This window comes from Mesorhizobium sp. P2_B11, assembly GCF_056404855.1.
Genome location: NZ_JBFUDF010000002.1, coordinates 494,923 through 518,925 on the forward strand (window position 1 = coordinate 494,923; position 24,003 = coordinate 518,925).

Genomic DNA, 24,003 nt, shown 5'->3' on the forward strand with positions numbered 1-24,003 from the left:
GGCTATTGACCAAAGAGGAAAGTTGGCAAAACGCGGAACCATCGTCTGGCAGGCAGTATGGGGAAGTCAACGAGATCCTGGCGGCCGAGCAGCAGGAGTTCCTGCAGGAAAGTGCCGCTATCCTCCCGATGGTCGCGATAGGCGGCGGCCAATTCGTTTAGTTTTGCAGGCGTTTGCATGACCTCATCTGCCATGTTGCCGCCGATAGCTTGCGCAACAGCAGACACCAAATTGGTCAACTCGCTGAAATACTCCGGGACGCAGAGAATACGTTCAATGTGCCGGAGTTCGTGAAGTTCGTATTTCAACTGCCGACATAGGCCATCCAGGTGAGCGTATTGATAGCGTGGATTGGTTGGGTCCAGCAGAAATGCGACCTCCGTGCCATCGACGTCAGAGGACAGAGTGCCAAAGCCATAAACCCAAGCTTCTGGATTGGAGGGCTCCCGCTGCCGCCATTCCTGCCACAGCGGCCCAATCAGGCGCCGCAGTAGTTGTTCAGGCATTTGCCAGTTGTCCGGTGCGGGCCAACGATCCCAGTAGGCTTCGATTGCTCCGATGAGATGCCGGACGACTGACAGTCGAACTTCAAATGGATCCGATGCAATCTGCTCGATGAAGGCATCGAGCAGCGCGAAGGATTGTCTTCTTAGCCCACGCTCCCGCAATTCGACATATCCGATGTAGTTGGCATAGAGCGGTTGGAACTCGCTTTCCTGCAAGGCGGCAGATATGCGCTCCAACGCTGCAAATCGGTCAGCGTTCCAGATCAGCCGAGCGCGCTCTGCCGGCGACTTCATTACAGCAGATCATACTCGATGAAGCCCGTCCGCCGCGCCACATGGTCGTAGAGCTTGCGCGCGGTGGCGTTGGTTTCGTGGGTCATCCAGTAGACGTTCTTGACGCCGATCTTGCCTGCCTCGTCCCGCACGGCCTTGATCAGCGCCGCACCGATGCCTTTGCCGCGCACGTCGGGGTCGGCGAACAGGTCCTGCAGGTAGCAGTTGTTTTTCTCCGACCAGCCGGAGCGGTGATAGAGATAGTGGGTCAGGCCGACGGCCTTGCCGTCGAGGGTGGCGATAAAACCTTTCGGCTCGAATTCGCCTGCCGTGAACAGCCGCTTCCAGGTGATATCGTAGACCTCGTCCGGCAGCTTGGTTTCGTAGAAGGTGAGATAGGCGGTCCACAGCCGCCGCCAGTCGGCATGGTCGGACTGCGCCAGCGGGCGGACAGTGATCTCGGTCATTTTGCTTCCTCCAAAGCCCGATCCCTTGCGACGGAATCAGATCGCACAGCTTGGCCTAGGCAGCCGCCGATTTGTACTCGCGAAATGCGGTCGCCAGCACATGCAGCGCCTCACGCGCCCGCGGCGCCAGTGTGTGTGAATGCAGGACCACTTCGGACGGGTCAAGCGGCGGCAGGCCAAGCTTGCGGCCAACCTCGACCAGGCCGGGAGGAACGACGCGGTGGGCCAGCGCCGAAATGGCAAAGCCCGCCGACACCGCAATGTTGACGGCCGCGCCGCCGCCGCCGACGAAGGCCTCTTCCCAGGCGATGCCTGCCTTGTCCAGCGTCTCGACCGCCCGCACACGATCCGGGCAGCTGCATATTGTGCTCAGAAGCGCCAGGCGCAGCGGCGTTCCACGCTGCCATTCGAAGGAGGGGGTCGCGAACCAGCCATAGTGATTGCGCGACAAGGTCCGGCCCGGGCGGCTGTCGCCTTCGCGGTGTACGATGATCGCATCGAGTTCGCCGCGATCGAACGCCTCTTTGAGAATGGTGCTGGTGTCGATCCTCAAACTCAGCGTGAGCGATGGATCGTGCGCGTGGAGCTGGGCGATCAGGACGGAAAGCTCGGGGCCGGCGACATGATCGACAAAGCCGAGCGCGAGCCGGCAAGGGGCTTCGGCAAACTCGGCCATGGCGCGCTCATGCGCGGCCAGGAAATCGCGTGCGGAGGGCAGGAACACGGCGCCCTTGGCCGACAGGCTGACGCGGCGCGGTGTGCGTTCAATCAACCGCGCCCCGAGCTTTTCCTCGAGCCGGCGCAGCTTGACGCTGATCGTTGCCTGGGTGCTGCCAAGCGCTGCGGCGGCACGGGTGAAGCTCTGCAGGTCGGCCACCATCACGAAGGTGCGGACGGCATCGACATCGAGGCTGGTCATTTACAACCTTCCATTGGCAGCATGCCAATTTGTCATTTCTGATATAGCCAACCATAGCCTTTTTTCATGATCAAGTCTCCTCTATTTCAGGCTGATCGCGGTTTGAAGAGCATCGCCGCCCATGTTCCGATGGAGAGAGATCGATATGCCGTTGCCAATTCAACGAAACACCATTGCGCTGACCGGCGTGTGCCTGGCGTCGCTGCTGTTCGGGCTCGAAATCTCCAGCGTGCCGGTAATCCTGCCGAAACTGGAAAGCGTGCTCGCCGCCGATTTCAAAGACCTGCAGTGGATCATGAATGCCTACACCATTGCCTGCACGACGGTGCTGATGGCGACGGGGACATTGGCTGACCGGTTCGGCCGCAAGAGCGTGATGGTGATCACCACCGTCGCCTTCGGCCTCGCCTCGCTGCTGTGCGGTCTCGCCCCCAGCGCGCCGCTGCTGATCGCCGCCCGCTTTCTGCAAGGCCTTGCCGGCGGCGCGATGCTGACCTGCAGCGTGGCGGTGCTGTCGCACCAGTTCCAGGACGGAAAGGCGCGCGGCAGGGCTTTTGTCGCCTGGAGCGTCGTCGCGGGCATCGGGCTCGGTTTCGGGCCAGCCATCGGCGGCCTGATCGTGGCGCTGTCGAATTGGCAGTGGGTGTTCCTCATCCATGTGCCGCTGTCGATCCTGGCGCTTGCCTTCATCGGCGCCGGCGTCACGCAATCGCGCGATCACAACGCCCAGAAGCTTGACTGGGCGGGCATGCTGACGCTGTCGGCGGCAGTGTTCGGCTTCTCCTATCTGATCACGCAAGGTGCAGACCTCGGAGCCACCGCCCGTATCGGCGTGATTGCCGCGTCGTTGGCGGCCTTCATTGCTTTCCTCGTCGCCGAGAAGGTCAATGCCTATCCGATGTTCGATTTTTCAGTGTTCCGCATCCGCCAGTTTTCGGGTGCGATCATGGGCGCTATCGGCATGAATTTCAGCTACTGGCCGTTCATCATCTATCTGCCGATCTATTACTCCGGTGTGCTCGGCTATGACAGCACGACGACCGGATTGCTGCTGCTCGTCTACACGCTGCCCTTCATGGTGATGCCGCCGATCGCCGAGCGTATTCGCGCCCGCTACCAGGCGCGGATCGCCATCCCGCTCGGCCTTTTGACATTGGGCATCGGCTTCATCGCCATGTGGATCGGCTCCGGGCTCGAAGGCGCGACCTGGCTGACCATGCTGCCCGGCACGCTGATCGCCGGCATCGGCATCGGCCTCACCAATTCGCCGACCACCAACACCACGACCGGCGCGGTGTCGCCGGATCGCGCCGGCATGGCGTCCGGCATCGACATCAGCGCACGCCTGATCACGCTCGCCATCAACATTGCGGTGCTCGGCCTGCTGCTGACGCAGGGGATCGCCTCTTACCTCGGCAACGCATTTGGCACGGCTTTGAGCCCCACCGCGGTGCGCGCGCTGGCAGAAAGGATCGCCACCGGCAATCTCCACGACCTTGCGCAGGGGACGCCTGAGCTCGCAACCGTCGATCCCTCCGGCGCCATTGTGCACGACGCTCTGGTCAACGGTTTTAGCTGGGTCATGCTCTATTGCGGGATCGGCGTTCTCGCTTTGTCGGTCATCGGCTTCGTCATCTTCGGACCGAAGCGTGTCGCGCCGCAGGAGACAGAGTTTGCTCCTGCCGAGTGAGCGGCCGAAGCCCGCCTGTAGAAGGTGAGGCGGTCTTGGGTAATACAGGAGCGGTTTAACGAAACGACCAAACGTTCAACCGCTCTGGTTTGCCTGGCGCTTCGATAGGAGCTGACTGGCGAAGATTTCGAAGCGATGGACCTCCTCGAGCGATTCGACAGAGTCCGGTTGAAACGTATCGATTTCTGCGATCTGCCGGCCTTCCTCGTCCTGCTCTCGGGATAGCACCAAGCAACGCACGTCACCGGGTCGAGGATAGCTGCTATTTGCATCCAGCCATTCAGACGAAACATAGGTCTGCTTTTCGTGGAACCGCCACTGGCGGCCAAACCGGTCGCTGAACTCGAATTCAACGATTCCCGGTTGGGGATCGATGTCGATCCATCGCGTTATTGAAACTGCTATGTCCGCATATTCTTTGGACATGCCTAACCTTGCCGTCTGGCCATGAAAGCCAGGCGTTCGAACAGATGCACGTCCTGCTCGTTCTTTAAGAGCGCGCCATGCAGCTTCGGCAGCGCGTTCTTGGGATCGGCGCGCAGATCTTCGGGTGCGATGTCGTCGGCGACCAGCAGACGAATCCAGTCGAGCGCTTCCGATGTCGACGGCTTCTTCTTCAGGCCGGGGACGTCACGGATTTCATAGAATTGGGTGAGGGCCGCGCGCACCAGGTTCTGCTTGATGCCGGGATAGTGGACGTCGACGATTTTGTGCAGCGTCTCGACATCGGGAAAGCGGATGTAGTGGAAGAAGCAGCGGCGCAGGAAGGCGTCCGGCAGCTCCTTCTCATTGTTGGAGGTGATGATGACGATCGGCCGGACGGCAGCACGGATCGTCTCGCCGGTCTCGTAAACGAAGAACTCCATCCGATCGAGCTCCAGCAACAGATCGTTGGGGAATTCGATGTCGGCCTTGTCGATCTCGTCGATGAGAAGAACGACCTTCTTGCCGGCTGCAAAAGCTTCCCAGAGCTTGCCGCGCTTGATGTAGTTTTTGATGTCGTTAAAGCGCTCGTCGCCGAGCTGGCTGTCGCGCAGCCGCGAGACCGCGTCATACTCATAGAGGCCCTGCTGCGCCCGCGTCGTCGACTTGACGTGCCATTCGATGAGGTCGAGACCGAGTGCTGATGCCACCTGGCGGGCGAGCTCGGTCTTGCCGGTGCCGGGCTCGCCCTTGACCAGCAAGGGCCGCTCCAGCGCGATCGCCGCATTGACCGCCACCATCAGGTCCTTGTCGGCGACATAGGCCGCCGTGCCTTCAAAACGCATGCTTGCTCCTCGGTTGGTCATCGCGACCGTAAGGACGCCGCCTGGCCTGTGCAAGGGCGAGCCGGTCGCGACGAAAAGGGCGTGCATCCGAAATGGAAACATCGGCTCAGTGTCACTGGCGCTTAGCCGACCCGCGGCCTATATTGGGGAGGACGGTCTGTGCTTCCCGGCAGGAGAACATTTTCCCCGGGGCCTTAACGATCCTTAGGGAGCTGTCCCTGGGAAGACCCGTGGGTTTTCTCATACGGCGCCCACCTACTTTGTAGGTTCCCGGGATCGCTCTCTCCACCGGTTGTGTGGATCGTCACTTCTTGCCTCAATCCACGCATTTGGTGGATCATGCGGTAGAAAACGTCGCTCCTAAAACGCCGCCAGAAACCGACCTTTTCTATCGTTCAGCGCATGACATCCTCAAAAGACCTGAAGAAACAACTGCGCCGCGAAGCTCTCGGCCGCCGCGATGCGCTCGATCCGATGTGGCGGGTGGAGATCGCGCTTGAGATGGCCGAGACGGCGCGCGATCACCTCGCTATCGAGCCCGGCCAGATCGTTTCAGCCTTTTGGCCGATGCGATCGGAAGTCGACGTCAGGCCGCTGATGTTTGCCTTGCGCGAGAAGGGAGCCAGGCTTTGCCTGCCGGCGATTCTCGACAAGACCACCATCGTCTTTCGCGAACTGGTGCGCGGCGCGCCGATGGTCGAGATGGGCTTCGGCACCGTGGGACCTCATGCGGAGGCCGAGGTGCTCGACCCCGCGGTGATGCTGGTGCCGCTCGCCGCTTTCGATGCGCGCGGCCACCGCATCGGCTACGGCGCCGGCTATTACGACCGCGCCATCGCCAGGCTGGTCGACAAGGGCCAGCCGCCACGGCTGATCGGCATCGCCTTCGATTGCCAGGAGGTGGCGCTGGTGCCGGACGAGCCACATGATGTCATCGTCCCGGAAATACTCACCGAGAGCGGGCTGCGCCGTTTCGCTTAAAAGGTCGCGATCTTGGTTTGATGCATGTCGTTGTCTCAAAGCCGGGCCACTTTTGAGCGACATGCATTAACGCGTTTCCAAGACATGCCGGATAGTATTTTCGCACTACAATCCGAGCCGATGGCGGTCGTCATGTTTGTCTTAGCACGCTACCTGCTGATGCCGTTCGCGCTCATCGCGGTGGCGCTGTTCGCGATGGCATTGCACATCGTTGGAACCGCCCTGCACCATCAGATCGCCTGGCATCAGACGGTTGCCACCGTGACGGATGTCAGTCCCTATACCGAGAAGCAGAAAAACGGCCTCACCACGAATGGCATCAACGTCGCTGTCGCCTATATCGCCAACGATGCGCCGATGAGCTGGTCCGGCAAGGGAAAGGACATTGGTCTTTACACCGCGTCCAAGGGCGACGCGGTGGAGTTGTATTACAACCCTGCCAATCCATCGACCCTCGATACCGCCGCGATGAAGGGCTGGCGCGGCGGGCTGCTGCTCCTGGCCGCCACCGGCGGCTTCACCGTTCTCTACGTCTGGTTCTTCTGGCTGCGGGGCCGGAAGGCCCCACCGGCGTCGCCGATGATGTCTTCGGCAGGCCCCAGCGCAAAGCCGTCCCAACAGCGGCGTGGCACTTTCGGCCGGGGTTAGAACCAATCGCTCCGTAGCGCTTGCCTAGCGTCCATACCTCTGGATAGAAGTGGGCATGAGACTTCTCTTCCTCGGCGACATGGTAGGCAAATCGGGACGTACGGCAGTGTGGGAACAACTGCCCGGCCTGATATCCGATTTCAAACTCGACTTCGTCATCGTCAATGGTGAGAACGCAGCCGGCGGCTTCGGCATCACCGAAGACATTTTCCGCGACACGATTGCCGCCGGCGCCGATGTCGTCACCACTGGCAACCACGTCTGGGACCAGCGTGACGCGCTGGCCTTCGCGCCGCGCGAGGAGMGCTTTTTGCGCCCGTCCAATTTTCCCAAGGGCACGCCGGGGCGCGGCTCCGGCGTCTACATCGCCAAAAACGGTGCGCGCGTTCTGGTCGCCAACATTATGGGCCGGGTGTTCATGCATCCCGAGCTCGACGATCCGTTCCAGGCCGGCGAGCGCGAGCTGGCCGCCTGTCCGCTGGGCGAGCAGGCGGACGCCGTGGTCATCGACTTCCACGCCGAGGCGACTTCGGAGAAAATGTGCTTCGCGCATTTCGTCGACGGCCGCGCCAGTCTCGTCATCGGTACCCACACGCACCAGCCGACCGCCGATCACCAGATCCTCAATGGCGGCACCGGCTATATGTCCGACGCCGGCATGTGCGGCGACTATGATTCCTCGCTCGGCATGGACAAGGAAGAACCGCTCAACCGGTTCCTGTCGAAAGTGCCGAAAGGCCGCTTCGAGGCGGCGACCGGACCGGCGACATTGTGCGGTGTCGGTGTCACACTTTCCGATCGTACGGGCCTGACCGAGAAGATCGCGCCGTTTCGTCGCGGGCCGCGGCTTGAAGAAACCGCGCCATCCTTCTGGTCGTGACATTGATATGGGCGCACGCAATACCTAACTGCCGGCGACACTGCTCTAGATCGTAGGGGACGACCTCCATGCAGCTCATTGAATTCCTGGCGCCGCATTTTCAATTTGTTTCCGATCCAACCGCGTGGGTCGCGTTGCTGACGCTGATTGTGCTCGAGGTCGTGCTCGGCATCGACAATCTGATCTTCATCTCGATCCTGACCAACAAATTGCCGGAAGCGCAGCGCGCCCGCGCCCGCCGTCTCGGCATCTCGGCGGCGCTGATCATGCGGCTGGTGCTGCTGGCCACCATTTCCATCATCGTCCAGTTGACGACGCCGGTGTTCACCGCTTTCGGGCACGGCTTTTCCTGGCGCGACCTGATCCTGATCGCCGGCGGCCTGTTCCTGGTATGGAAGGCGACCAAGGAAATCCATCACACGGTCGATCCGGAAGACCACAAGGACAATATGCTGGGCGAGACGCTGCAGATCTCGCTTGCCGGCGCGATCTTCCAGATCCTGCTGCTCGATCTCGTCTTCTCGATCGATTCCATCATCACCGCCGTCGGCATGACCGACGAGATCGCCATCATGTATATCGCCGTCATCGTGGCGGTGAGCGTGATGATGCTGGCGGCCGGACCGCTGGCCAATTTCATCGCCAAGAACCCGAGCATCGTCATGCTGGCGCTGGGCTTCCTGCTGATGATCGGCATGACGCTGATCGCCGACGGCATGGGCTACCATGTGCCCAAGGGCTACATCTACGCCGCCATGGGTTTCTCCGCGCTGGTCGAAGGCCTCAACATGCTGACGCGGCGGAAGAAGAAATCCGGCGGCGGGCACTGAAGCTGGTTCGCCGGGGCACAGTGAACGCCGTGTCTGGACGAATTGAGCCGATTTATCTATAAGCCGGCCATTCCGACAAAGAGCGCCGTATGCCTTCGCAGGCATGCGAGAGACGTTCTGAAAATTAAATTCGAGCATGCAGAGGACGAGGCGGGAACGCCTCGCCTCGGAATGCTCTAGCCGAAGACGACAGGGGTGCCATGGCTGGCCATTCACAGTTCAAGAACATCATGCACCGCAAGGGCCGCCAGGACGCGGTGCGGTCGAAAATGTTTTCCAAGCTGGCGCGCGAAATCACCGTCGCCGCCAAGAGCGGGACGCCGGATCCGTCGATGAACCCGCGCCTGCGCCTGGCGATCCAGAACGCCAAGGCGGTGTCGATGCCGAAGGACAACATCCAGCGCGCCATCAACAAGGCGTCGATGGGCGATGCCGAGAATTACGAAGCGGTGCGCTATGAAGGCTACGGCCCGGGTGGCGTGGCGCTGATCGTCGAGGCGCTGACCGACAACCGCAACCGTTCGGCCTCGAATGTGCGCGCCGCCTTCACCAAGGCCGGCGGGGCACTCGGCGAAACCGGCTCGGTGTCGTTCATGTGGAACCGCGCCGGCGAGATCTACTATCCAGCTTCAGTCGGCAGCGCCGACAAGGTCATGGACGCCGCTATCGAGGCCGGCGCCGATGACGTCGAGTCCGACGAGGAAGGTCACACCATCTACTGTGCCTTCGAGAGCATGGGCGAAGTGTCGAAGGCGCTGGAAGCCTCGCTGGGCGAAGCCGAATCGGTGAAGCCGATCTGGCAGCCGCAGAACAATGTTCCGGTCGACGAAGAGCGCGCGCAGTCACTGATGAAGCTGGTGGCAACGCTCGAGGACGATGACGACGTGCAGAGCGTCTACGCCAATTTCGAGGTCGACGACGAGACCATGGCCAAGCTCAGCGCGGCGTGAGTTTTTGACCGTCACGCGGAAGTGTAGAGGAACACCGTAGTCAAGGACTCCCAGCCCAACGTATAGCTCAGTGAGTTGTCGACGGGAGGGGAGATGACTGGCGACAGGATTGAAGTTGCCACTGCGATGGCTTGGCCTCGCCGGGGTGGCATATGGCGTCGGTTCCTAGCTTTGGTCATCGACTATCTTGTCGTGATCATACCCCTCTATTTTCTGGTTGCTGGCCTGTTCGTGGTGGCCGGCGGTGGGGTGAAGGATCACTTCGTAGAAATATGCAGGTCGGGCAAGGTGCATGGCGGTCTGTTGCCCGAACGTCGGCAAGTGTGCAAATCTTATAACTTCGACGTTCCAGTTGCCGATTGGGCGGTCGAAAAAGCGAAGATGGCCCAGCTTGCAAAGTCCGAGACGGTTTCGATCAAAGTTGGTTCGGAGGAGACGTTTCGACTTACGACATTGGATCAGGGTTTCCTCCAGTTACCCGCTCTGGCGATCTATCTTCTTGTCATGGAGATGGCCTTTGGCCAATCGGTCGGCAAGCGGGCTTTGGTGCTCGTCGTCTATGACCAGGATCACTGGCAAAGGAGAGGCCTGCCATTGCAAAAGGCGTTTCATCGACAGCTTATCAAGTTTCTCGGCGCTTTCCCCCTCGTACTGACGGGAGCCTGGTCCGCCTTTCAGACCTGGGGGAGCGTTCCGACACCTGCGCCGAGCTATTCCTGGCTGGAAATCGTTACTACGTTGGCTTTGGTCTGGCCCGCCTGGATCGGAATTTCGATAGCGTCGGGCCATGAGCCGATCCATGATCGGATCGCTGGCACGACCGTCCGCACGCGCGAGATCTATCAATGAGCCTGCCGCAGAAGAAACCTCGGATCGTCATCACCTATTGCACGCAATGCATGTGGCTGCTGCGTGCCGGCTGGATGGCGCAGGAGCTGCTCTCTACTTTCGGCACCGATCTCGGCGAAGTGACGCTGGTGCCGGGCACCGGCGGCATCTTCACCATTTCCTGCAACGACGTGCTGGTCTGGGATCGCAAGCGCGACGGGGGTTTCCCGGAGGCAGCAAAACTCAAGCAACTGGTTCGCGATGTTATCGATCCGGATCGCGACCTCGGCCACTCCGATCGCAAGGGTCACACATCAAAGGGCCACACGCAAAAAGACCCCGCCTGAGCGGGGTCTTTTGCACTTGCGACGTGCCATCTTCAGAGCAATGCGAAGATGAAGCAGGCCATCGACACGATGGCGGTGATGGTGCGGACGTGGTTCCACATCACCCATTGGCTCAGATGGTTCGCCCACACGGCGGCGCCGTTGGCGCTGGCCGGGTCGACGGCGGCGAGCGCATCGTTGAGCGGCACATTGAAGACCATGGTCACGATCGGGTTGCCGATCAGGTAGATCACCGCGCCGGCAAGCAGCCAGTACGACCCGGACTGGCTCCAGCCCATGATGGCGGCGGCGATAAGCACCAGGCAGAGCAGGCCGGTGCCGAACAGCGCCGTCATGAAGGTAGGCGTGATCACCGTGATGTTGATCGAATTCATCGCTGCAATGCCTTGCGGGACGGGCAGTCGGGCAAGTGCTGCCATGACAAAGTTGGAAAAGGCGAAGAACACGCCGCCGACGACGCCCGAACCGATTGCGGCAATGATGGTGAGGGCGGGAAGAAGCTTGGTCATCTCAGTTGCTCCAGATGCCGGTTGCGGCGGTTTCATTTGCGTAGGCGGAAAAGTCTTTCGGCGCGCGGCCGAGCACGCGCTGGACGCCATCGGTCAACGTCTCGTTGCGGCCGTCAAGCACTTCGGTGAACAGCTCGTTGAGCAGCCAGGTGATCTCAGGCGGCAGTTCATATGCGGCCATCGCGGTGGTGAATTCGTCATGCGAGACCTTGATAAAGCGGATGTCGCGGCCGGCCGCCTTGGCGATCTCGGCGACCGCGTCGGCGAAGGTCAGCAGGCGCGGCCCGGTCAGTTCGTAGAGCTGGCCGACATGGCCTTGTTCGGTCAGCGCGACAAAGGCGGCGTCGGCAATGTCGTCGGCATCGATGAAGGGCTCACCGACAGTGCCGACCGGCAGGGCAACTTCGCCCCCGAGCAAGGACTCGATGAGAAAGCCCTCGCTGAAGTTCTGCGAAAACCAGGCGCAGCGCAGGATCGTCCAGTCGGCGCCCGAAGCCTTGACCATCTCTTCGGCGCGCTGGGCCTCCGTCTCGCCGCGTCCGGAGAGCAGCACCAGGCGGGTGATGCCGCTGGCCCCTGCAAGCCTAGCGAAGGCGCCGACGGTATCGGCGGCACCCGGCACGGCGATATCGGGATAGTAGCTGATGTAGATGGCGCTCACACCTTGCATGGCGGGGCCCCAGGTCGCGGGAACTTCCCAGTCGAAGCGCGGGCTGCCCGAGCGCGAGCCGATGCGCACGGGAACGCCCCGCGCGGTTAGCCGCTCGGCGAGGCGACGGCCGGTCTTGCCGGTGCCGCCGAGGATCAGGATTGGTTTGGTGTCAGTCATTGTGGTTTTCCTCTGTTTGAAAATATGAGCAATCCTCACATTTGCAAAACGTGATAAACCCTCGTATTTTGCGAGTCAAGCCGCTTGTTGGCAATTTTTTCGAGACCGGAGACAGTCATGGACGACACAGCAACGCCTGCATCTGCCCAGGAACAGGTCGCATCGCCGCGGCGGGCGCCGACGCAGCAACGCAGCCGCGAGCGGGTCGAACGGATGCTGGCCGCCGCCTCGGCGCTGATTGCCGAGCAGGGCAGCGACGCCATGCGCATGGGTGAGGTGGCGGAACGGGCCGAGGTGTCGATCGGTTCGCTCTACCAGTTCTTTCCCGACAAGCGGGCGATCGTCTGGGCGCTGGCCGAGCGCTACACCGCCGAAAGCCAGGCCTGTATCTCCTCGGCACTCAAGGATGTCGGCGACGCCGAAGGTCTGCGGCAGGCGTTTTCGGAGCTGGTCGATATCTACTACCGGCTGTTCCTGGCCGAGCCGGTGATGCGCGACATATGGTCGGGCACCCAGGCCGACAAGGCGCTGCGCCAGCTCGAACTCGCCGACAGCCGCGCCAATGCCGAATTCCTGACTGCGGTGCTGAAGCGGCTGCAACCCGGCGCCGATCCGGTGGCGCTGGAGACGACGGCGTTTCTGGTCTGGCAGATGGGCGAGGCCGCGGTGCGGCTGGCGATCTCGGTCGACCGGCAGGAGGGCGACAGGCTGGTCGAAGCCTACAAGCGCATGGCGTTGAGGGAGTTGCTGGAGGGGTAGGCGCCCACCCTCCCCCTTGTGGGGAGGGTCGCTGCGCAGCAGCGGGGTGGGGGCGGCGCCAGACCCCCACCCGGACCTTCGGTCCGACCTCCCCACAAGGGGGAGGTAGAGGCCAGGTGCGAGCTGCAGCAACAAAAAACCCGCCACAAGGGCGGGTTCCTGGTTCTGCGATGCAGATAAAACTTAGAGGCCGAAACCTTCAAAGCGCTTCTTGAACTTCGACAGGCGGCCGCCGCGGTCGAGCAGGGTCTGCTGGCCGCCGGTCCAGGCCGGGTGCGTGGTCGGGTCGATATCGAGGTTCATCGTATCGCCTTCCTTGCCCCAGGTCGAACGGGTCATGTATTCGGTGCCATCGGTCATGACGACCTTGATGGTGTGGTAATCGGGATGGATGTCAGCCTTCATTGTCGTTTTTCCTGGCTTGTGGCGCTGCCGACGGGCCCGTGGCCTGCGTCGATGCGCCCCTTTTTAAAACTCGAAGCCGCAGCTATTGAAAAGCCACGGCTTCTAAAACGGTCGGCGAGCCTATACATCAGCCGGAATTGAATCACAAGGCCGCGGCAGGCGCATATTGAAGCGCTCACCTGGAAACGGCCAGAGGAAACGGTCATGGCGGATATCAGCGGCGAGCAAAACGAGCGCAGACGCTCGCTCGGACCGCTCAGGCGCCTCTATCCCTACATCGCCCGCTATCGCAAACTGGTCGTCGGCGCGGTCATTTCGCTGGCCATCGCGGCAGCGACCACGCTGGCGTTGCCACTCGCCGTGCGGCGCATGATCGATCACGGTTTCAGCGCGTCCGGCACCACCTTCATCGCCGAATATTTCGCCGCTTTGGTGGCGATGGCAGCCATTCTGGCGGCGGCATCGGCCGGCCGCTACTATTTCGTCATCACGCTTGGCGAGCGGGTCGTTGCCGACATCCGCAGCGCTGTGTTTTCCCATGTCACGACGCTGTCGCCTTCCTTTTTCGATACGGCGCAGTCGGGTGAGATCGTCTCGCGGCTTGCGGCCGATACGACGCAGGTCAAATCCGCCGTCGGCGCCACCGCCTCGGTGGCGCTGCGCAACGTCATCCTCGGCCTTGGCGCGGTGGCGATGATGGTCGTCACCAGCCCGAAACTGTCCGGCCTGGTCATCGCAGCCATTCCGGTGATCGTGCTGCCGCTGGTCGCCTTCGGTCGCTCGGTCCGGCGCCGGTCGCGGCAGGCGCAAGACACGCTGGCGCAGGCGATCGCCTATGCCAGCGAGCAGATCGGCGCGGTGCGCACGCTGCAAGCCTTCACCAACGAGACGCTGGTCACCGGCCGGTTTTCGGCCGCGGTGGAAGCCGCCTTCCAGGCGGCGCGCTCGTCGATTTTCGCCCGCTCTTTCCTCACCTTCTTTGCCATTTTCATGATCTTTTCCTCGGTCGTGGCGGTGCTGTGGTTCGGTTCGCGCGATGTGCTTGCCGGCACGATGTCGCCCGGCACGCTCGGCCAGTTCCTGCTCTATTCGGTGTTTGCCGCCGGGGCGCTCGGCGCACTGTCGGAAGTCTGGGGTGAGCTCTCCCAGGCGGCAGGTGCTGCCGAACGGCTGACCGAGATCCTCGACGAGAAGCCGGCGATCCTGGCGCCCGCCGAACCGCTGCCGCTGCCGGCCAAGGCGAAAGGCGCGATCAGCTTCGACGATGTCTCCTTCTCCTATCCGGCAAGGCCGGACCGCGCCGCCGTCCATGGCCTGAGTTTTCAGGTCAAGCCGGGCGAGACGGTGGCGATCGTTGGGCCCTCGGGCGCCGGCAAAAGCACGGTCTTTTCGTTGATCCTGCGGTTTTACGATCCCGAGACCGGCCGCATCGCCATCGACGGCGTCGACGTCCGCGAGGCCGATCCGGCTGCTGTCCGGGAGCGCATCGCGATTGTGCCGCAGGATGTCACCATCTTTGCCGCGAGCGCGCGCGACAATATCGGCTTCGGCCGGCCGGGCGCCACGAATGCCGAGATCGAGGCGGCCGCCAGGGACGCGCTGGCCGACGAATTCATCCTTAAACTCGACAAGGGCTACGACAGTCAGGTCGGCGAGCGCGGCGTGACCTTGTCCGGCGGCCAGCGTCAGCGCGTGGCGATCGCCCGCGCCATCCTGCGCGACGCGCCGATCCTGCTGCTCGACGAGGCGACCTCGGCACTTGATGCCGAAAGCGAGACGCTGGTGCAAAAGGCGCTGGAACGGCTGATGCAGGGCCGCACCACCATCGTCATCGCCCACCGTCTGGCAACGGTGCTGAAAGCCGACCGCATCCTGGTCATGGATGGCGGCCGCATCGTCGAGGAAGGCACGCATCAGAGCCTGGTCGCCAAGGGCGGCATCTATGCGCGACTGGCCAAGCTGCAGTTCGAAACCGGAGCCAGCGCGTTCAGGGGTGCCGCGGAGTAGGTGCTGCTGCGCAGATAGAGTTCAGCCGCGGGCAAGCTGGCGCCGGCCGCGCCGGACAGCGATGAACACCGGGACGCCGACGAACAAGGTCAACAGGAACATGCTGGCGATGACCTGCCGCTGCTGCGTGGCCGGATCGCTGACCTTCACTTCGGCGGGCGGCGGATCGACGTAGGTAAAGTCATACTGCCACTGAACGTCCTTGGAGATGTCCTCGACGGATTTCAGATAATCCGCAATCGCGTTGGCGGGAACTTCGCTTGCCAGCGTCTGCAGATTCCATTCCACCCGGAACTCGGTGCGTGTGTTGCTCCAGGACGTCTTCAGCGACACGTAGGGTGTCACGATGTTCTTTATTTCCTCGCCGGAAAACCTGGCCTTGAGGTTGCGCACGGTCACGCTGTGACGGCGGTAATATGGACTGCCGAGCGATATCGGGCCGCGGCGGCCGACGATGGTCGGGGTCGGGAGATAGCTGCCGAGATCCGCCGCCTGGATAGGGAAACTCTTGGCAAGATCGTTGGCGGCAAGCGCCTGCGCCGGCAGTGAGTAGCTCTCCTTCACGCTGACGACGTTGCCGTCGCGTTGGTCCAGGATTTCCAGCTTTGCGGTGCTTTGAATGCCCGGATACTGCTTGCTGTAATATTTCAGGTAGTTGTCCGCCAGCTCGGTCAGCGACTGGCCAGCCAGCCTGTTGCGCATCGAGTCGGCGTCGGCGCCTTCGTACATGGAAAAGACAGTCAGCGACAGCGGATCGCCCGGCTTCTCGGGGAAGTCGAATTCTTCGGCGACCTGGATCGATGGGCTGGTCAGTTCCGGGGTTGGCATCTTCTCCAATCCGCCGGTGCTGGAAAGCGGCAGCGCGAAGCCATAATCGGCCTGCGCAATATTGTATGCCTTGCCGCCCTGAAGGTCGTTGGTGGCATCCAGCCAGTATGTCTTGGTTCCGATCTTCGCCTTGACGATGGCGTGGTCGAAATCGCGCAGCGCCGGCAGGTGCTGGTCGAGAGCCCGGCCATGGTCGAGATCGGCCAAGGCGACGTCGGCAGAAATGCCAAGTCGCACGAGCGACGAGGCAAGCAGCAATGCCTTGTCCTTGCAATCGCCAAACCCGCTTTGCAGGACTGTCGCCGGATCGCGCGGAATGTAGGATCCCGCACCGATCGACAGGCTGACATAACGGATCTGGTCCTGCACCAGCCGTGTCGCCTGGATCATCCGGTCTTCTGCCATGGGATGCTTGACGGCGATGTCGTCGAGCTTGGCTGCGAAGTCGGCGGGAAAATCGGTCACCGGCCTGTAGTGGGGCGCAATGGCGTCGACGACGCTTTGCCAGTCTGCTGTCGACGCCACGTCGATTGAGCCCCAGGCCGGATACTGCACCGGCAGGTTGTCCTCGACCTTGACCGGCTTGGGATTGCGGGCTTCCCACACATAGACCGTGTCCGATCCCGACGACGAGATCGCCGGCTTGAGTTCCGTTCCCCTTGGCTTGATCTGCAGCGGCTGACTGGCGGGCCAGGTGATGCTTGCGTGGATGAGCGCCACCGGCTCTTCCCACTCGGTCGCAAAGCTGAAGAAGAAAAGATCCTTGCCGACAAGCGGCGTGATCTCGTAGGTCGTCGCATAATCGACAGTGTCACCGACACGCACATCCTCGACGTTGATATGGGCCGTCAGCCAGCCGTCGTACAGGCCTTTCTCGGCGTCCTTTTCCTGCCTGAAAATATCGAATTTCGTGCTTGCCAGCCGGTCGATCACGGCGCCACCGCGGATGATGCGCAAATGGTTCAAGGTGACCTTGTGGCGCGACGGATCGAACTGCAGGTTGATCCCGGCGCCCTGCTCGAGGCCGGGCCGGTCGACGATCTTGTAGACCGTGCGCGAGTACTGGTCGTAGCCGCCGCTGCGATGGACGATCTGGTCGTCCGAGAGCAGCCACGAGATGCCGTTCCTGATTTGGTCGGAACGGGTGGCGTCAGCCGAGGGAACATCGACCAGCCTGGTCCAGTCCGGTGCGGGTCCGATCAAGACCACGTCGTCGGACAGGGCCGGAGAACTCGAGTTGACCAGAAACAGGGCGAAAGCAATGAGCCGCCAGCAAGACTTGATCATACGAAAACCAATACAGGCCGACATTTTCAGTTTCGCTACCGCCGAAGAGCCCTTTTGTCAGAGGCTTTCCAACGGAAGTAAAGACCATGCGACGATGTTTTTGGGCGAGGCGCGAACCGGAAGGGCTCAAACGCCGTATCGCTTTTCGCGGCAGAGTAATTTGCGATTTTTCTCTACAGGAACGTCGCTATGTCCTTGAGCGGCCGCTTTTCCAGCGCGTGCGCCGGAATTGTCGCCCCTTCCTTGGGATAGCCGACGACCATCAGGATATAGGGTTTGTCGTGTGGGTCGCGTCCGCAAATTTCATTGAGGAAGCTCATCGGGTTGGGCGTATGGGTGAGCATGACAAGGCCTGCCCGGTGCAGCGCCGCGATCAGGAAGCCGGTGGCGATGCTGACTGATTCCGGCACGTAGTAGTTCTTACGCAGCACGCCGTCGGCCGAGCGGCTTTTGCGCTCGCCGAAGATGCAGATCAGCCACGGCGCCTCTTCCAGGAATGGTTTGTTCTCGTCGGTTCCAAGCGGAGCCAGGGCGGCCAGCCATTCCTCGCCGGCTCGGCCGGCATAGAAGGCGCGCTCCTCGGCTTCGGCTGCATTGCGGATTTTCCTCTTCATTGTGGGATCGCCGATCACCGCGAAATGCCAAGGCTGATGGTTGGCGCCATTCGGCGCCGTGCCTGCCGCAAGGATGCAGGTTTCGATGATGTCGCGCGGCACCGGCCTGGCCGAGAATTCGCGCACCGTGTGGCGCGCACGCAGCTCGGTATAGAAGGCCTCGGCATTGGCGCGCATCGTCTCGACCGGGATCTCGCGATAGTCGGGCAGCGGGATCGGCAGATAGGCTTGTGTTGCGGTCATGGTTTCAATGCCTCTGAAAATTGTCAGACAATATTGTCAGACAATCCTGCAGAACGCAAGACCGCTGTTTGCTCGCGGGCGTCAGGCGGAAGCGAAATGCTCGTCGGAGAGTTGCTGGACCAGTTGCCGCGACGTGTCGACATGGTCCCGCATTGCCGCCTGCGCAGCTTGCACGTCGCCGGCGATGATCGCCTCGACGACAAGCCGATGTTGGGCATTGCTTTGAAAAACGTCTTGCCGGTTGACCAGCAACCGGAACTGCAGCCAGTAGATCGAATTGGAAAGCCGCGCGAGCGATTCTTCCAGAAGCGTGTTCTCAGCGAGTTGCGGGAACAAGCCATGGAAACGACGGTTGAGTTCCGAGAAGCCAGCCATGTCGTTTGCCTCGACGGCGCGGTCCATTTCATTTTGCAGAATGAGCAGCTGTTGCGGAGCGGCGCGTAATTTGTGCGCCGCAAGGCTGACGGCCAGGGCCTCGAGCGCGCCGCGAACCTCGAACAGATTGTCGACCTCCTTGCGCGACAGCTGGCGCACAATGACACCGCGATGCGGTTCGAAGGTCAGCAGGCCGTCCGCGGCGAGGCGCTGAAAGGCCTCGCGGACCGATGACCGGGAGACATTGAACCGGCGCACGAACTCAGCTTCCGTCAGCCTTTGCCCCGGCGCCAGATGGCCGCCACGCACCGCAGCCGTGATCGCGGACGCGATCTGCTGGACGGTTGAAGCACTCTGCTGATCGACCAATGGTCCCCCCGTCCGCACCTTTGCCGGTCGCGTTTCCGACAACTCAAATTCCACCAGCGGTGCGGGATGAGAGCACTACCGCACCCCCATTGCTTCGGCAAATGGCTGACAGCCACCATCGCCTGCGGAAACACTTTCCGGCCGGGCTGTGGATCCCGGCAGCGATCTTACCCGCCGTAGCGCTGCTGCAGGTGACGGGTGAAATGCGCGGCGTTGAGCTTTTCACCGGTGGCGCGTTCGAGCAGGTCGGGCGTCGACCAGTGAGAGCCCTGCGACCAGATCTTGTCGCGGCGCCAGCCGTTGATGGCGGCGAAGTTTCCTTTTGCCAAATCGTCGTCGGCGGAAGGATGTTCGCTGGTCAGCGCCGCCCATTGCTGCGCCGCCATCATGGCGCCCAGCGTATAGGACGGGAAATAGCCGAAGGCCGCACCTGGCCAATGCACGTCCTGCATCGGTCCGTCGGCCGGATTGTCTATGGTCGACAGGCCAAGATACTCCCGCATCTTGGCGTCCCACGCCTCGGGCAGGTCGGCGGCCTGCAGCCGACCCGAGACAAGCTCCTGCTCCAGCTCGTAGCGCAGGATGACATGCAGCGGATAGGTGACCTCGTCGGCATCGACGCGGATCAGGCCGCGCTCGACCCGGTGCACATGCGGCAGGATGTCGTCGAGCGACCAGGCCTCGCCGAGATGCTTTTCGACCACCGGCAGCGCCCAGCGCCAGAATTCGGGGTTGCGGCCGATCTGCTTTTCGACGAACAGGCTCTGGCTTTCGTGCACGGCCATGCCGCGCGCCTTGCCCAGCGGCCAGTGCGCCCAGGCCTTCGGCAGGTTCTGCTCGTAGAGCGCGTGGCCGGTCTCGTGCAGCACGCCCATCAGCGCCGAAAGGAAATCCGAGGTCTTGTAGCGGGTGGTGATGCGCACGTCGCTCGGCACGCCACCGCAGAAGGGATGATGCGACACCGACAGCGAGCCATGGGTGAGGTCGAAGCCGACCGCCGCCATCATGGCAAGGCCAAGCTCGCGCTGCCGGTCGATCGCATAGCTGCCCGAGAGCGGCTTAAGCGAGCGCTTGGCCAGACGTGCTTCCTGCACGGCCAGCGCCTCTGGCACGAAAGACTTCAGGAACGTCTTCAACTCGGTGAAGACCGGCGTGATATCGGCGGCGCGGTTGCCGGGATCGTATTGCTCCATCAGCGCGTCATAGGGATCGAGGCCGAGCGCGTCGGCGCGCAGCGCAGCCTCCTCGCGCACCAGCGCGATCACACCTTCGAGTGCCGGCAGGAAACCTGCCCAGTCGTTCTTGGCGCGCAGGTCACGCCAGAGCTGCTCGGAGCGCATGCGCGCCACCGTCTGGCGCTCGACGAACTCGACCGGCAGGCAGGTCAGGTTGGTGTATTGACGGCGCAATTCCCGCACCGCCGCCTGCTGCTCCTCATTCAACGCCTCCTGTTCGGCGGAGGCGAGCCAGTCGGCGATTTCCGGCGCCATTGCCCTGATATGCAGCATGCCGGCAAGCGAAGACATGGCTTCGGCGCGCTTCTCGCCGCCGCCGACAGCCATGTGGGTCGCCTCGTCGGCGCCGAGGATGGCGAGCGCATGTTCCAGCGCTTCGAGCTTGTGGCCGAGATCATCGAGTTTCTCAAAGGACATGGCAGGTTCCGCGTTTGGACGGCGGGAAAAGATACCAATGCGCCAGGCTTGGCAACCCTCAAAGGTTGCTCTCGCCGATGCAGCTTGCACAGGCGAGGGCGTGCATGGAATGCTGGCCAGCGGCGCAACACCGCCATGAGGGGAGAGCAATATGATCGGCAATATTCTGGTTGGGCTGGTGGCGCTGATCCACCTCTACATCGTCTATCTGGAAATGGTGTTGTGGGACACGCCGCGCGGCCACAAGGCGTTCAACCTCAAGCCGGATTTTGCCAGTGCGTCGAAGGTCCTGGCCGCCAATCAGGGCCTTTACAACGGCTTCCTTGCCGCCGGGCTGATCTGGGGCCTCTACCTCGGCGCGGCCGGATTCCAGATCAAGGTGTTCTTCCTGCTTTGCGTCGCCATCGCAGGGGTCTATGGCGCGGCGACTGTTGGCAGGAAAATCCTGTACATCCAGACCGTTCCGGCAGTGCTGGCGCTCGCCGCGCTGTGGCTTGGCTGGTGACAAAAAGGACGCCCTTGGGGCAGAGCTGCTCACCGTTTTCACGAAAATGGCGAACCGCTCTGTCTCTTGCTTGACGCAATTCCGGACGGAAAACCGCTTCACACTTTTCCTGGAATTGCTCTAGATCCCGAGGGCGTCAGACAGTCCCTTCCTCATTCCGGGAATATCAAGAGCGGAGCTCAGCCGTTCGGATAGTTGCCGCCGTCGGAGCCGTCACCCATCATGAAGCCGCTGCCGGTGTCGGACATGAGCGCCTGGTCGACATTGTCGAGACGGCGCAGCAGATCGCGGTACTTCGCGGCCGGGATCCTGCCATGATCCGCGGCGGCCGTCCGCTCGGCAGCCTGGGTGATATGGGCGGCCCGCATGTGCAGCCTCTGCGCCTCGGCCGCCGTGATCGTGTTGGCCTGCCTTGCATCGGTGATGCCCTGTTCGACGCCCTGCGCCTGCTCAATGAGGCCGGTCACGCGCGGGCCGGTCATGTCGGTCGGGGAGCTGGCGTCGAGGGCGCCCTTGTGGTGGTCACCGGCGGCATAGGCGCCGGCGAGCGGAACGGCGATCAGAAGTGTCGTGAGGGCTGCAGTCCTGAGAGTCTTCAAAGAGCGCATGATGTGCGTCTCCTCCTGCTGTGGAAGGGGCAAGCGCTTTCGCTCCGCCTTCCGGACGCGGGCCGTCGGTCCCGTCGCGTCGCGATGGGAGGCATCGCCGGCGGTTCTCGGCCCTGCGCGGCAAATTAGGAGCCCGAAAAAGCGAAGTGTAATTAAAAAAAGATAATGTTTTCAGGCCTTGCCGAGGCTGTCTTGCGCCCTAGAGTTGAGCCGACGAACAAATTCGCGTGACTGAAAATCACCGTTCGGTGAGCTTCAGTTCAATGCGGCGGTTCTTGTTGCGGGCCTCTTCGGTGTCGGCGGGATCGAGCGGCTGGAATTCGCCGAAGCCGGCGGCGACCAGCCGGTTTGCCGGCACGCCGTTCTCGATCAGGAATTTCACCACCGAGGTCGAGCGCGCCGTCGACAATTCCCAATTGTCGCGGTAGCGGCCGGCGCCGGACAGCGGCTTGTTGTCGGTGTGGCCATCGACCCGCAGCACCCAGTTGATCTCCGGCGGAATCTCTTTTTGCAATTCGATGATGGCGTCGGCGAGCTTTTTCATCTCGACCTTGCCGGCATCGTTGATCTCTTCGGATCCGGTCGGGAAAAGGACTTCCGACTGGAAGACGAAACGGTCGCCGACGATGCGGATGTTCTCGCGGTCGGCGAGGATTTCGCGCAGGCGGCCGAAGAAGTCGGAGCGGTAGCGGTTCAGCTCCTGCACGCGCTGCGCCAGCGCGACGTTCAGCCGACGGCCGAGATCGGCGATCTTGGTGTTGGAATCGCGGTCGCGGGTTTCGGAGACGTTGAGGGCGTCCTCGAGCGCGCCGATCTGCTTGCGCAGTGCTGCGATCTGCTGGTTGAGGATCTCGACCTGGCTCAGCGCCTGCTGGCTGATCTGGCGCTGGTTGTCGAGTTCGCCGCCCAGTTCAGCCGCACGCTGGTTGGCGGCGTCGCCGGCGCCCGCACCTTGCGCCAGCAATTGCTCCAGCCGGCTCTTCTCCGCTACCGCCGCCGACAGCGACGCCTGCAGGTTGGCCAGCGAATCGTCCTTGTCCTGCGTCGTCGAACGCTCAAGCGCCAGCAACTGGGTCAGTTCGTTGATCTGCGAGTTGAGGCGTGTGAGCGCGGTATCCTTGCCCGAGAGTTCGCGGCCGAGCAGGAACTGCGCCAGCACGAAGACGGTGAGCAAGAACATGATGGCCAGAAGCAGCGTCGACAGCGCGTCGACGAAGCCCGGCCAATAGTCGATGCGGCGGTCGGTGCGCCGGCCCCTGGCAAGCGCCATGCTAGTGCACCCCAGGCTTCTTCAGCGCGTCGGCGATCTTTTCCAGCGTGTTGCGCATCGCCTTCTGCTCGTCCGACTGGGCCTCGACCCAGTCGCGCATGATCTGCTGCTCGGAGCGCATGTTCTTGACCAGGCCGGAAATGCCGTCGGCGAGATTGGCCATGGCGGTGGCGACGCGCGGATTGGAGCCGCCGCCGCTTTCCTGCATGCTGCGCAGCCGTTCCGACAGAAGGCGGATCTCGTCGGAAGGTTCGCTCTTGGCCGGATCGGCAACGACGATGTCGGAGGAGAGATCGGTGACCGACGACAGCCAGTTTTCGAGCTCGGTGTAGAAGCGGGTCTGGGCGCGGCCGGCCTGCAGGTCGAGGAAGCCGAGCACCAGCGAACCGGACAGGCCGAACAGCGAGGACGAGAAGGCGGTGCCCATGCCGGCCAGCGGCGCCGACAATCCCTGCTTCAGCGAATCGAGCACGGCGGCGGCATCACCGGTGCCGGGATCGAGCGATTCGATGGTCTCGCGGATCGAGCCGATGGTGTTCAACAAGCCCCAGAAGGTGCCGAGCAGGCCGAGGAACACCAGCAGTCCGACGAGGTAGCGCGAGGTATCGCGGCTTTCGTCGAGGCGGGTGGCGATCGAATCCAGCATGGTGCGCATCGAGGAGGTCGAGAAGGCCACGGTCGAGGAGCGGCCGATCATCGCCTTCATCGGCGCCAGCAGCACCGGTTCGGTGGTCTCGGAGCCGGCGCGGAAAGAATTGACCCAGCGCACTTCGCGAAACAGCCGCCCGACCTGGGCGAAGGCAAGCAGGATGCCGACCACCAGCACGCCGACGATCAGGCCGTTGAGGCCGGGATTGCTGCCGAAGGCGGTCGAGATCTGGCGGGTGAGGATGGCGGCGATGAAGGCGACGATGACCAGGAAGATGACCATGGTCAGGAGGAAAACCTGCGGGCTCGACAGCTTGTGCGGATCGTACATCAGGACATCAGAGCGTCTGCCCACGCCGAAGGATCTGAGAAAAGCCATCCGTGCCCCGTTTCCGATGCTCTTTATTTGCCTTGACGCAATTCCGAACGGGAAACCGCTTTCCCTGGAATTGCTCCAGTGCCGCCGATCACGTAATTCGCGACTCTAAACGGAATTGTGACCAAATTG

General features: G+C 62.3%; 26 protein-coding genes and 1 other RNA gene. 12 read left to right on the forward strand and 15 right to left on the reverse strand.

What is annotated here, in order from left to right; all coding sequences use genetic code 11:
* Positions 1–2: 2 nt before the first annotated feature.
* The 3 genes from AC1DYJ_RS06740 to AC1DYJ_RS06750 are packed head-to-tail and all read right to left on the reverse strand — an operon-like array spanning position 3 to position 2,165.
* Complete coding sequence (locus AC1DYJ_RS06740) at positions 3–800, reverse strand: hypothetical protein (RefSeq protein WP_477286547.1); 798 nt, start codon at positions 798–800, stop codon at positions 3–5.
* Complete coding sequence (locus AC1DYJ_RS06745) at positions 800–1,246, reverse strand: N-acetyltransferase family protein (protein ID WP_477286549.1); 447 nt, start codon at positions 1,244–1,246, stop codon at positions 800–802. The genes AC1DYJ_RS06740 and AC1DYJ_RS06745 overlap by 1 nt, the downstream gene beginning before the upstream one ends.
* Positions 1,247–1,301: 55 nt before the next feature.
* Entirely contained in the window at positions 1,302–2,165 is an 864-nt protein-coding gene (locus AC1DYJ_RS06750; RefSeq protein WP_477286551.1) for a LysR family transcriptional regulator, read from the reverse strand.
* A gap of 145 nt (positions 2,166–2,310) precedes the next feature.
* Between AC1DYJ_RS06750 and AC1DYJ_RS06755 the strand changes: the two genes are divergently transcribed.
* Positions 2,311–3,855, forward strand: a complete 1,545-nt coding sequence (locus AC1DYJ_RS06755) for an MFS transporter (RefSeq protein WP_477286553.1) — start codon at positions 2,311–2,313, stop codon at positions 3,853–3,855.
* A gap of 75 nt (positions 3,856–3,930) precedes the next feature.
* On the opposite strand, the gene AC1DYJ_RS06760 is transcribed toward AC1DYJ_RS06755, so the two are convergent.
* Positions 3,931–4,281, reverse strand: coding sequence for a hypothetical protein (locus AC1DYJ_RS06760; protein WP_477286555.1), 351 nt, complete (start codon positions 4,279–4,281; stop codon positions 3,931–3,933).
* Between the two features lie 2 nt (positions 4,282–4,283).
* On the reverse strand, positions 4,284–5,123 hold the full coding sequence (locus AC1DYJ_RS06765) for an AAA family ATPase (RefSeq protein ID WP_477286557.1): 840 nt from the start codon (positions 5,121–5,123) through the stop codon (positions 4,284–4,286).
* Between the two features lie 151 nt (positions 5,124–5,274).
* Here AC1DYJ_RS06765 and ssrS point away from each other — a divergent pair.
* The 8 genes from ssrS (at position 5,275) to AC1DYJ_RS06805 (ending at position 10,587) form a co-directional block, all read left to right on the forward strand.
* A non-coding RNA gene (ssrS, locus tag AC1DYJ_RS06770) (6S RNA) lies at positions 5,275–5,430 on the forward strand.
* A gap of 95 nt (positions 5,431–5,525) precedes the next feature.
* A complete protein-coding gene (locus AC1DYJ_RS06775; RefSeq protein WP_477286559.1) occupies positions 5,526–6,104 on the forward strand; it encodes a 5-formyltetrahydrofolate cyclo-ligase in 579 nt (192 codons plus the stop codon).
* Between the two features lie 120 nt (positions 6,105–6,224).
* Positions 6,225–6,752, forward strand: coding sequence for a hypothetical protein (locus AC1DYJ_RS06780; protein WP_477286561.1), 528 nt, complete (start codon positions 6,225–6,227; stop codon positions 6,750–6,752).
* A gap of 55 nt (positions 6,753–6,807) precedes the next feature.
* On the forward strand, positions 6,808–7,632 hold the full coding sequence (locus AC1DYJ_RS06785) for a TIGR00282 family metallophosphoesterase (protein ID WP_477425993.1): 825 nt from the start codon (positions 6,808–6,810) through the stop codon (positions 7,630–7,632).
* Between the two features lie 68 nt (positions 7,633–7,700).
* Positions 7,701–8,462, forward strand: coding sequence for a TerC family protein (locus tag AC1DYJ_RS06790; RefSeq protein ID WP_477286565.1), 762 nt, complete (start codon positions 7,701–7,703; stop codon positions 8,460–8,462).
* Positions 8,463–8,662: 200 nt separating this feature from the next.
* Positions 8,663–9,412, forward strand: coding sequence for a YebC/PmpR family DNA-binding transcriptional regulator (locus AC1DYJ_RS06795; RefSeq protein WP_112559692.1), 750 nt, complete (start codon positions 8,663–8,665; stop codon positions 9,410–9,412).
* 93 nt (positions 9,413–9,505) lie between these two features.
* Entirely contained in the window at positions 9,506–10,261 is a 756-nt protein-coding gene (locus AC1DYJ_RS06800) for an RDD family protein (RefSeq protein ID WP_477286568.1), read from the forward strand.
* Complete coding sequence (locus AC1DYJ_RS06805; RefSeq protein WP_477286570.1) at positions 10,258–10,587, forward strand: Rdx family protein; 330 nt, start codon at positions 10,258–10,260, stop codon at positions 10,585–10,587. The genes AC1DYJ_RS06800 and AC1DYJ_RS06805 overlap by 4 nt, the downstream gene beginning before the upstream one ends.
* Before the next feature lie 32 nt (positions 10,588–10,619).
* On the opposite strand, the gene AC1DYJ_RS06810 is transcribed toward AC1DYJ_RS06805, so the two are convergent.
* Both AC1DYJ_RS06810 and AC1DYJ_RS06815 read right to left on the reverse strand, forming a co-directional pair.
* Complete coding sequence (locus AC1DYJ_RS06810; RefSeq protein WP_477286572.1) at positions 10,620–11,096, reverse strand: anthrone oxygenase family protein; 477 nt, start codon at positions 11,094–11,096, stop codon at positions 10,620–10,622.
* Position 11,097: 1 nt separating this feature from the next.
* Positions 11,098–11,925, reverse strand: a complete 828-nt coding sequence (locus AC1DYJ_RS06815) for an NAD(P)H-binding protein (protein ID WP_477286574.1) — start codon at positions 11,923–11,925, stop codon at positions 11,098–11,100.
* Between the two features lie 117 nt (positions 11,926–12,042).
* Between AC1DYJ_RS06815 and AC1DYJ_RS06820 the strand changes: the two genes are divergently transcribed.
* Complete coding sequence (locus AC1DYJ_RS06820) at positions 12,043–12,684, forward strand: TetR/AcrR family transcriptional regulator (RefSeq protein ID WP_477286576.1); 642 nt, start codon at positions 12,043–12,045, stop codon at positions 12,682–12,684.
* Between the two features lie 183 nt (positions 12,685–12,867).
* Here AC1DYJ_RS06820 and rpmE read toward each other — a convergent pair whose 3' ends face one another.
* The gene (gene rpmE, locus AC1DYJ_RS06825; RefSeq protein WP_112559687.1) at positions 12,868–13,089 is read right to left on the reverse strand and encodes a 50S ribosomal protein L31; all 222 of its coding nucleotides are present in this window, start codon (positions 13,087–13,089) and stop codon (positions 12,868–12,870) included.
* A gap of 204 nt (positions 13,090–13,293) precedes the next feature.
* Here rpmE and AC1DYJ_RS06830 point away from each other — a divergent pair, with 204 nt between their 5' ends.
* Positions 13,294–15,096 (forward strand): ABC transporter transmembrane domain-containing protein, encoded by a 1,803-nt coding sequence (locus tag AC1DYJ_RS06830; protein ID WP_477286578.1) that lies wholly within the window; start codon positions 13,294–13,296, stop codon positions 15,094–15,096.
* Between the two features lie 21 nt (positions 15,097–15,117).
* Here AC1DYJ_RS06830 and AC1DYJ_RS06835 read toward each other — a convergent pair whose 3' ends face one another.
* The 4 genes from AC1DYJ_RS06835 to AC1DYJ_RS06850 form a co-directional block, all read right to left on the reverse strand.
* Positions 15,118–17,127, reverse strand: coding sequence for a DUF3857 domain-containing protein (locus AC1DYJ_RS06835; RefSeq protein ID WP_477286580.1), 2,010 nt, complete (start codon positions 17,125–17,127; stop codon positions 15,118–15,120).
* A 257-nt stretch (positions 17,128–17,384) separates the two neighbouring features.
* Complete coding sequence (locus tag AC1DYJ_RS06840) at positions 17,385–18,068, reverse strand: nitroreductase family protein (protein ID WP_477286582.1); 684 nt, start codon at positions 18,066–18,068, stop codon at positions 17,385–17,387.
* Positions 18,069–18,149: 81 nt separating this feature from the next.
* The gene (locus AC1DYJ_RS06845) at positions 18,150–18,812 is read right to left on the reverse strand and encodes a GntR family transcriptional regulator (RefSeq protein ID WP_477286584.1); all 663 of its coding nucleotides are present in this window, start codon (positions 18,810–18,812) and stop codon (positions 18,150–18,152) included.
* A 167-nt stretch (positions 18,813–18,979) separates the two neighbouring features.
* Complete coding sequence (locus tag AC1DYJ_RS06850) at positions 18,980–20,464, reverse strand: carboxypeptidase M32 (protein ID WP_477286586.1); 1,485 nt, start codon at positions 20,462–20,464, stop codon at positions 18,980–18,982.
* A 151-nt stretch (positions 20,465–20,615) separates the two neighbouring features.
* On the opposite strand from AC1DYJ_RS06850, the gene AC1DYJ_RS06855 reads away from it, so the two are divergent.
* Entirely contained in the window at positions 20,616–20,969 is a 354-nt protein-coding gene (locus tag AC1DYJ_RS06855) for a DUF1304 domain-containing protein (RefSeq protein ID WP_477286588.1), read from the forward strand.
* Between the two features lie 179 nt (positions 20,970–21,148).
* Here AC1DYJ_RS06855 and AC1DYJ_RS06860 read toward each other — a convergent pair whose 3' ends face one another.
* The 3 genes from AC1DYJ_RS06860 to AC1DYJ_RS06870 all read right to left on the reverse strand — a co-directional run bounded on the left by AC1DYJ_RS06860 (position 21,149) and on the right by AC1DYJ_RS06870 (position 23,874).
* The gene (locus AC1DYJ_RS06860; protein WP_477286590.1) at positions 21,149–21,577 is read right to left on the reverse strand and encodes a hypothetical protein; all 429 of its coding nucleotides are present in this window, start codon (positions 21,575–21,577) and stop codon (positions 21,149–21,151) included.
* A 238-nt stretch (positions 21,578–21,815) separates the two neighbouring features.
* Positions 21,816–22,847, reverse strand: coding sequence for a peptidoglycan -binding protein (locus AC1DYJ_RS06865; RefSeq protein WP_477286592.1), 1,032 nt, complete (start codon positions 22,845–22,847; stop codon positions 21,816–21,818).
* A gap of 1 nt (position 22,848) precedes the next feature.
* A complete protein-coding gene (locus AC1DYJ_RS06870; protein WP_477286594.1) occupies positions 22,849–23,874 on the reverse strand; it encodes a MotA/TolQ/ExbB proton channel family protein in 1,026 nt (341 codons plus the stop codon).
* Between the last annotated feature and the right edge of the window lie 129 nt (positions 23,875–24,003).

What these genes read in the sequence shown, in the direction of transcription:
- AC1DYJ_RS06820 (WP_477286576.1), top strand. Translation starts at nt 12,043, where the DNA reads ATGGACGACACAGCAACGCCTGCATCTGCCCAGGAACAGGTCGCATCG.
- AC1DYJ_RS06810 (WP_477286572.1), bottom strand. Translation starts at nt 11,096, where the DNA reads ATGACCAAGCTTCTTCCCGCCCTCACCATCATTGCCGCAATCGGTTCG.
- AC1DYJ_RS06740 (WP_477286547.1), bottom strand. Translation starts at nt 800, where the DNA reads ATGAAGTCGCCGGCAGAGCGCGCTCGGCTGATCTGGAACGCTGACCGA.
- AC1DYJ_RS06815 (WP_477286574.1), bottom strand. Translation starts at nt 11,925, where the DNA reads ATGACTGACACCAAACCAATCCTGATCCTCGGCGGCACCGGCAAGACC.
- AC1DYJ_RS06750 (WP_477286551.1), bottom strand. Translation starts at nt 2,165, where the DNA reads ATGACCAGCCTCGATGTCGATGCCGTCCGCACCTTCGTGATGGTGGCC.
- rpmE (WP_112559687.1), bottom strand. Translation starts at nt 13,089, where the DNA reads ATGAAGGCTGACATCCATCCCGATTACCACACCATCAAGGTCGTCATG.
- AC1DYJ_RS06795 (WP_112559692.1), top strand. Translation starts at nt 8,663, where the DNA reads ATGGCTGGCCATTCACAGTTCAAGAACATCATGCACCGCAAGGGCCGC.
- AC1DYJ_RS06800 (WP_477286568.1), top strand. Translation starts at nt 9,506, where the DNA reads ATGACTGGCGACAGGATTGAAGTTGCCACTGCGATGGCTTGGCCTCGC.
- AC1DYJ_RS06865 (WP_477286592.1), bottom strand. Translation starts at nt 22,847, where the DNA reads ATGGCGCTTGCCAGGGGCCGGCGCACCGACCGCCGCATCGACTATTGG.
- AC1DYJ_RS06850 (WP_477286586.1), bottom strand. Translation starts at nt 20,464, where the DNA reads ATGTCCTTTGAGAAACTCGATGATCTCGGCCACAAGCTCGAAGCGCTG.
- AC1DYJ_RS06870 (WP_477286594.1), bottom strand. Translation starts at nt 23,874, where the DNA reads ATGGCTTTTCTCAGATCCTTCGGCGTGGGCAGACGCTCTGATGTCCTG.
- AC1DYJ_RS06760 (WP_477286555.1), bottom strand. Translation starts at nt 4,281, where the DNA reads ATGTCCAAAGAATATGCGGACATAGCAGTTTCAATAACGCGATGGATC.
- AC1DYJ_RS06840 (WP_477286582.1), bottom strand. Translation starts at nt 18,068, where the DNA reads ATGACCGCAACACAAGCCTATCTGCCGATCCCGCTGCCCGACTATCGC.
- AC1DYJ_RS06745 (WP_477286549.1), bottom strand. Translation starts at nt 1,246, where the DNA reads ATGACCGAGATCACTGTCCGCCCGCTGGCGCAGTCCGACCATGCCGAC.
- AC1DYJ_RS06775 (WP_477286559.1), top strand. Translation starts at nt 5,526, where the DNA reads ATGACATCCTCAAAAGACCTGAAGAAACAACTGCGCCGCGAAGCTCTC.
- AC1DYJ_RS06765 (WP_477286557.1), bottom strand. Translation starts at nt 5,123, where the DNA reads ATGCGTTTTGAAGGCACGGCGGCCTATGTCGCCGACAAGGACCTGATG.
- AC1DYJ_RS06860 (WP_477286590.1), bottom strand. Translation starts at nt 21,577, where the DNA reads ATGCGCTCTTTGAAGACTCTCAGGACTGCAGCCCTCACGACACTTCTG.
- AC1DYJ_RS06790 (WP_477286565.1), top strand. Translation starts at nt 7,701, where the DNA reads ATGCAGCTCATTGAATTCCTGGCGCCGCATTTTCAATTTGTTTCCGAT.
- AC1DYJ_RS06855 (WP_477286588.1), top strand. Translation starts at nt 20,616, where the DNA reads ATGATCGGCAATATTCTGGTTGGGCTGGTGGCGCTGATCCACCTCTAC.
- AC1DYJ_RS06830 (WP_477286578.1), top strand. Translation starts at nt 13,294, where the DNA reads ATGGCGGATATCAGCGGCGAGCAAAACGAGCGCAGACGCTCGCTCGGA.
- AC1DYJ_RS06805 (WP_477286570.1), top strand. Translation starts at nt 10,258, where the DNA reads ATGAGCCTGCCGCAGAAGAAACCTCGGATCGTCATCACCTATTGCACG.
- AC1DYJ_RS06755 (WP_477286553.1), top strand. Translation starts at nt 2,311, where the DNA reads ATGCCGTTGCCAATTCAACGAAACACCATTGCGCTGACCGGCGTGTGC.
- AC1DYJ_RS06780 (WP_477286561.1), top strand. Translation starts at nt 6,225, where the DNA reads ATGGCGGTCGTCATGTTTGTCTTAGCACGCTACCTGCTGATGCCGTTC.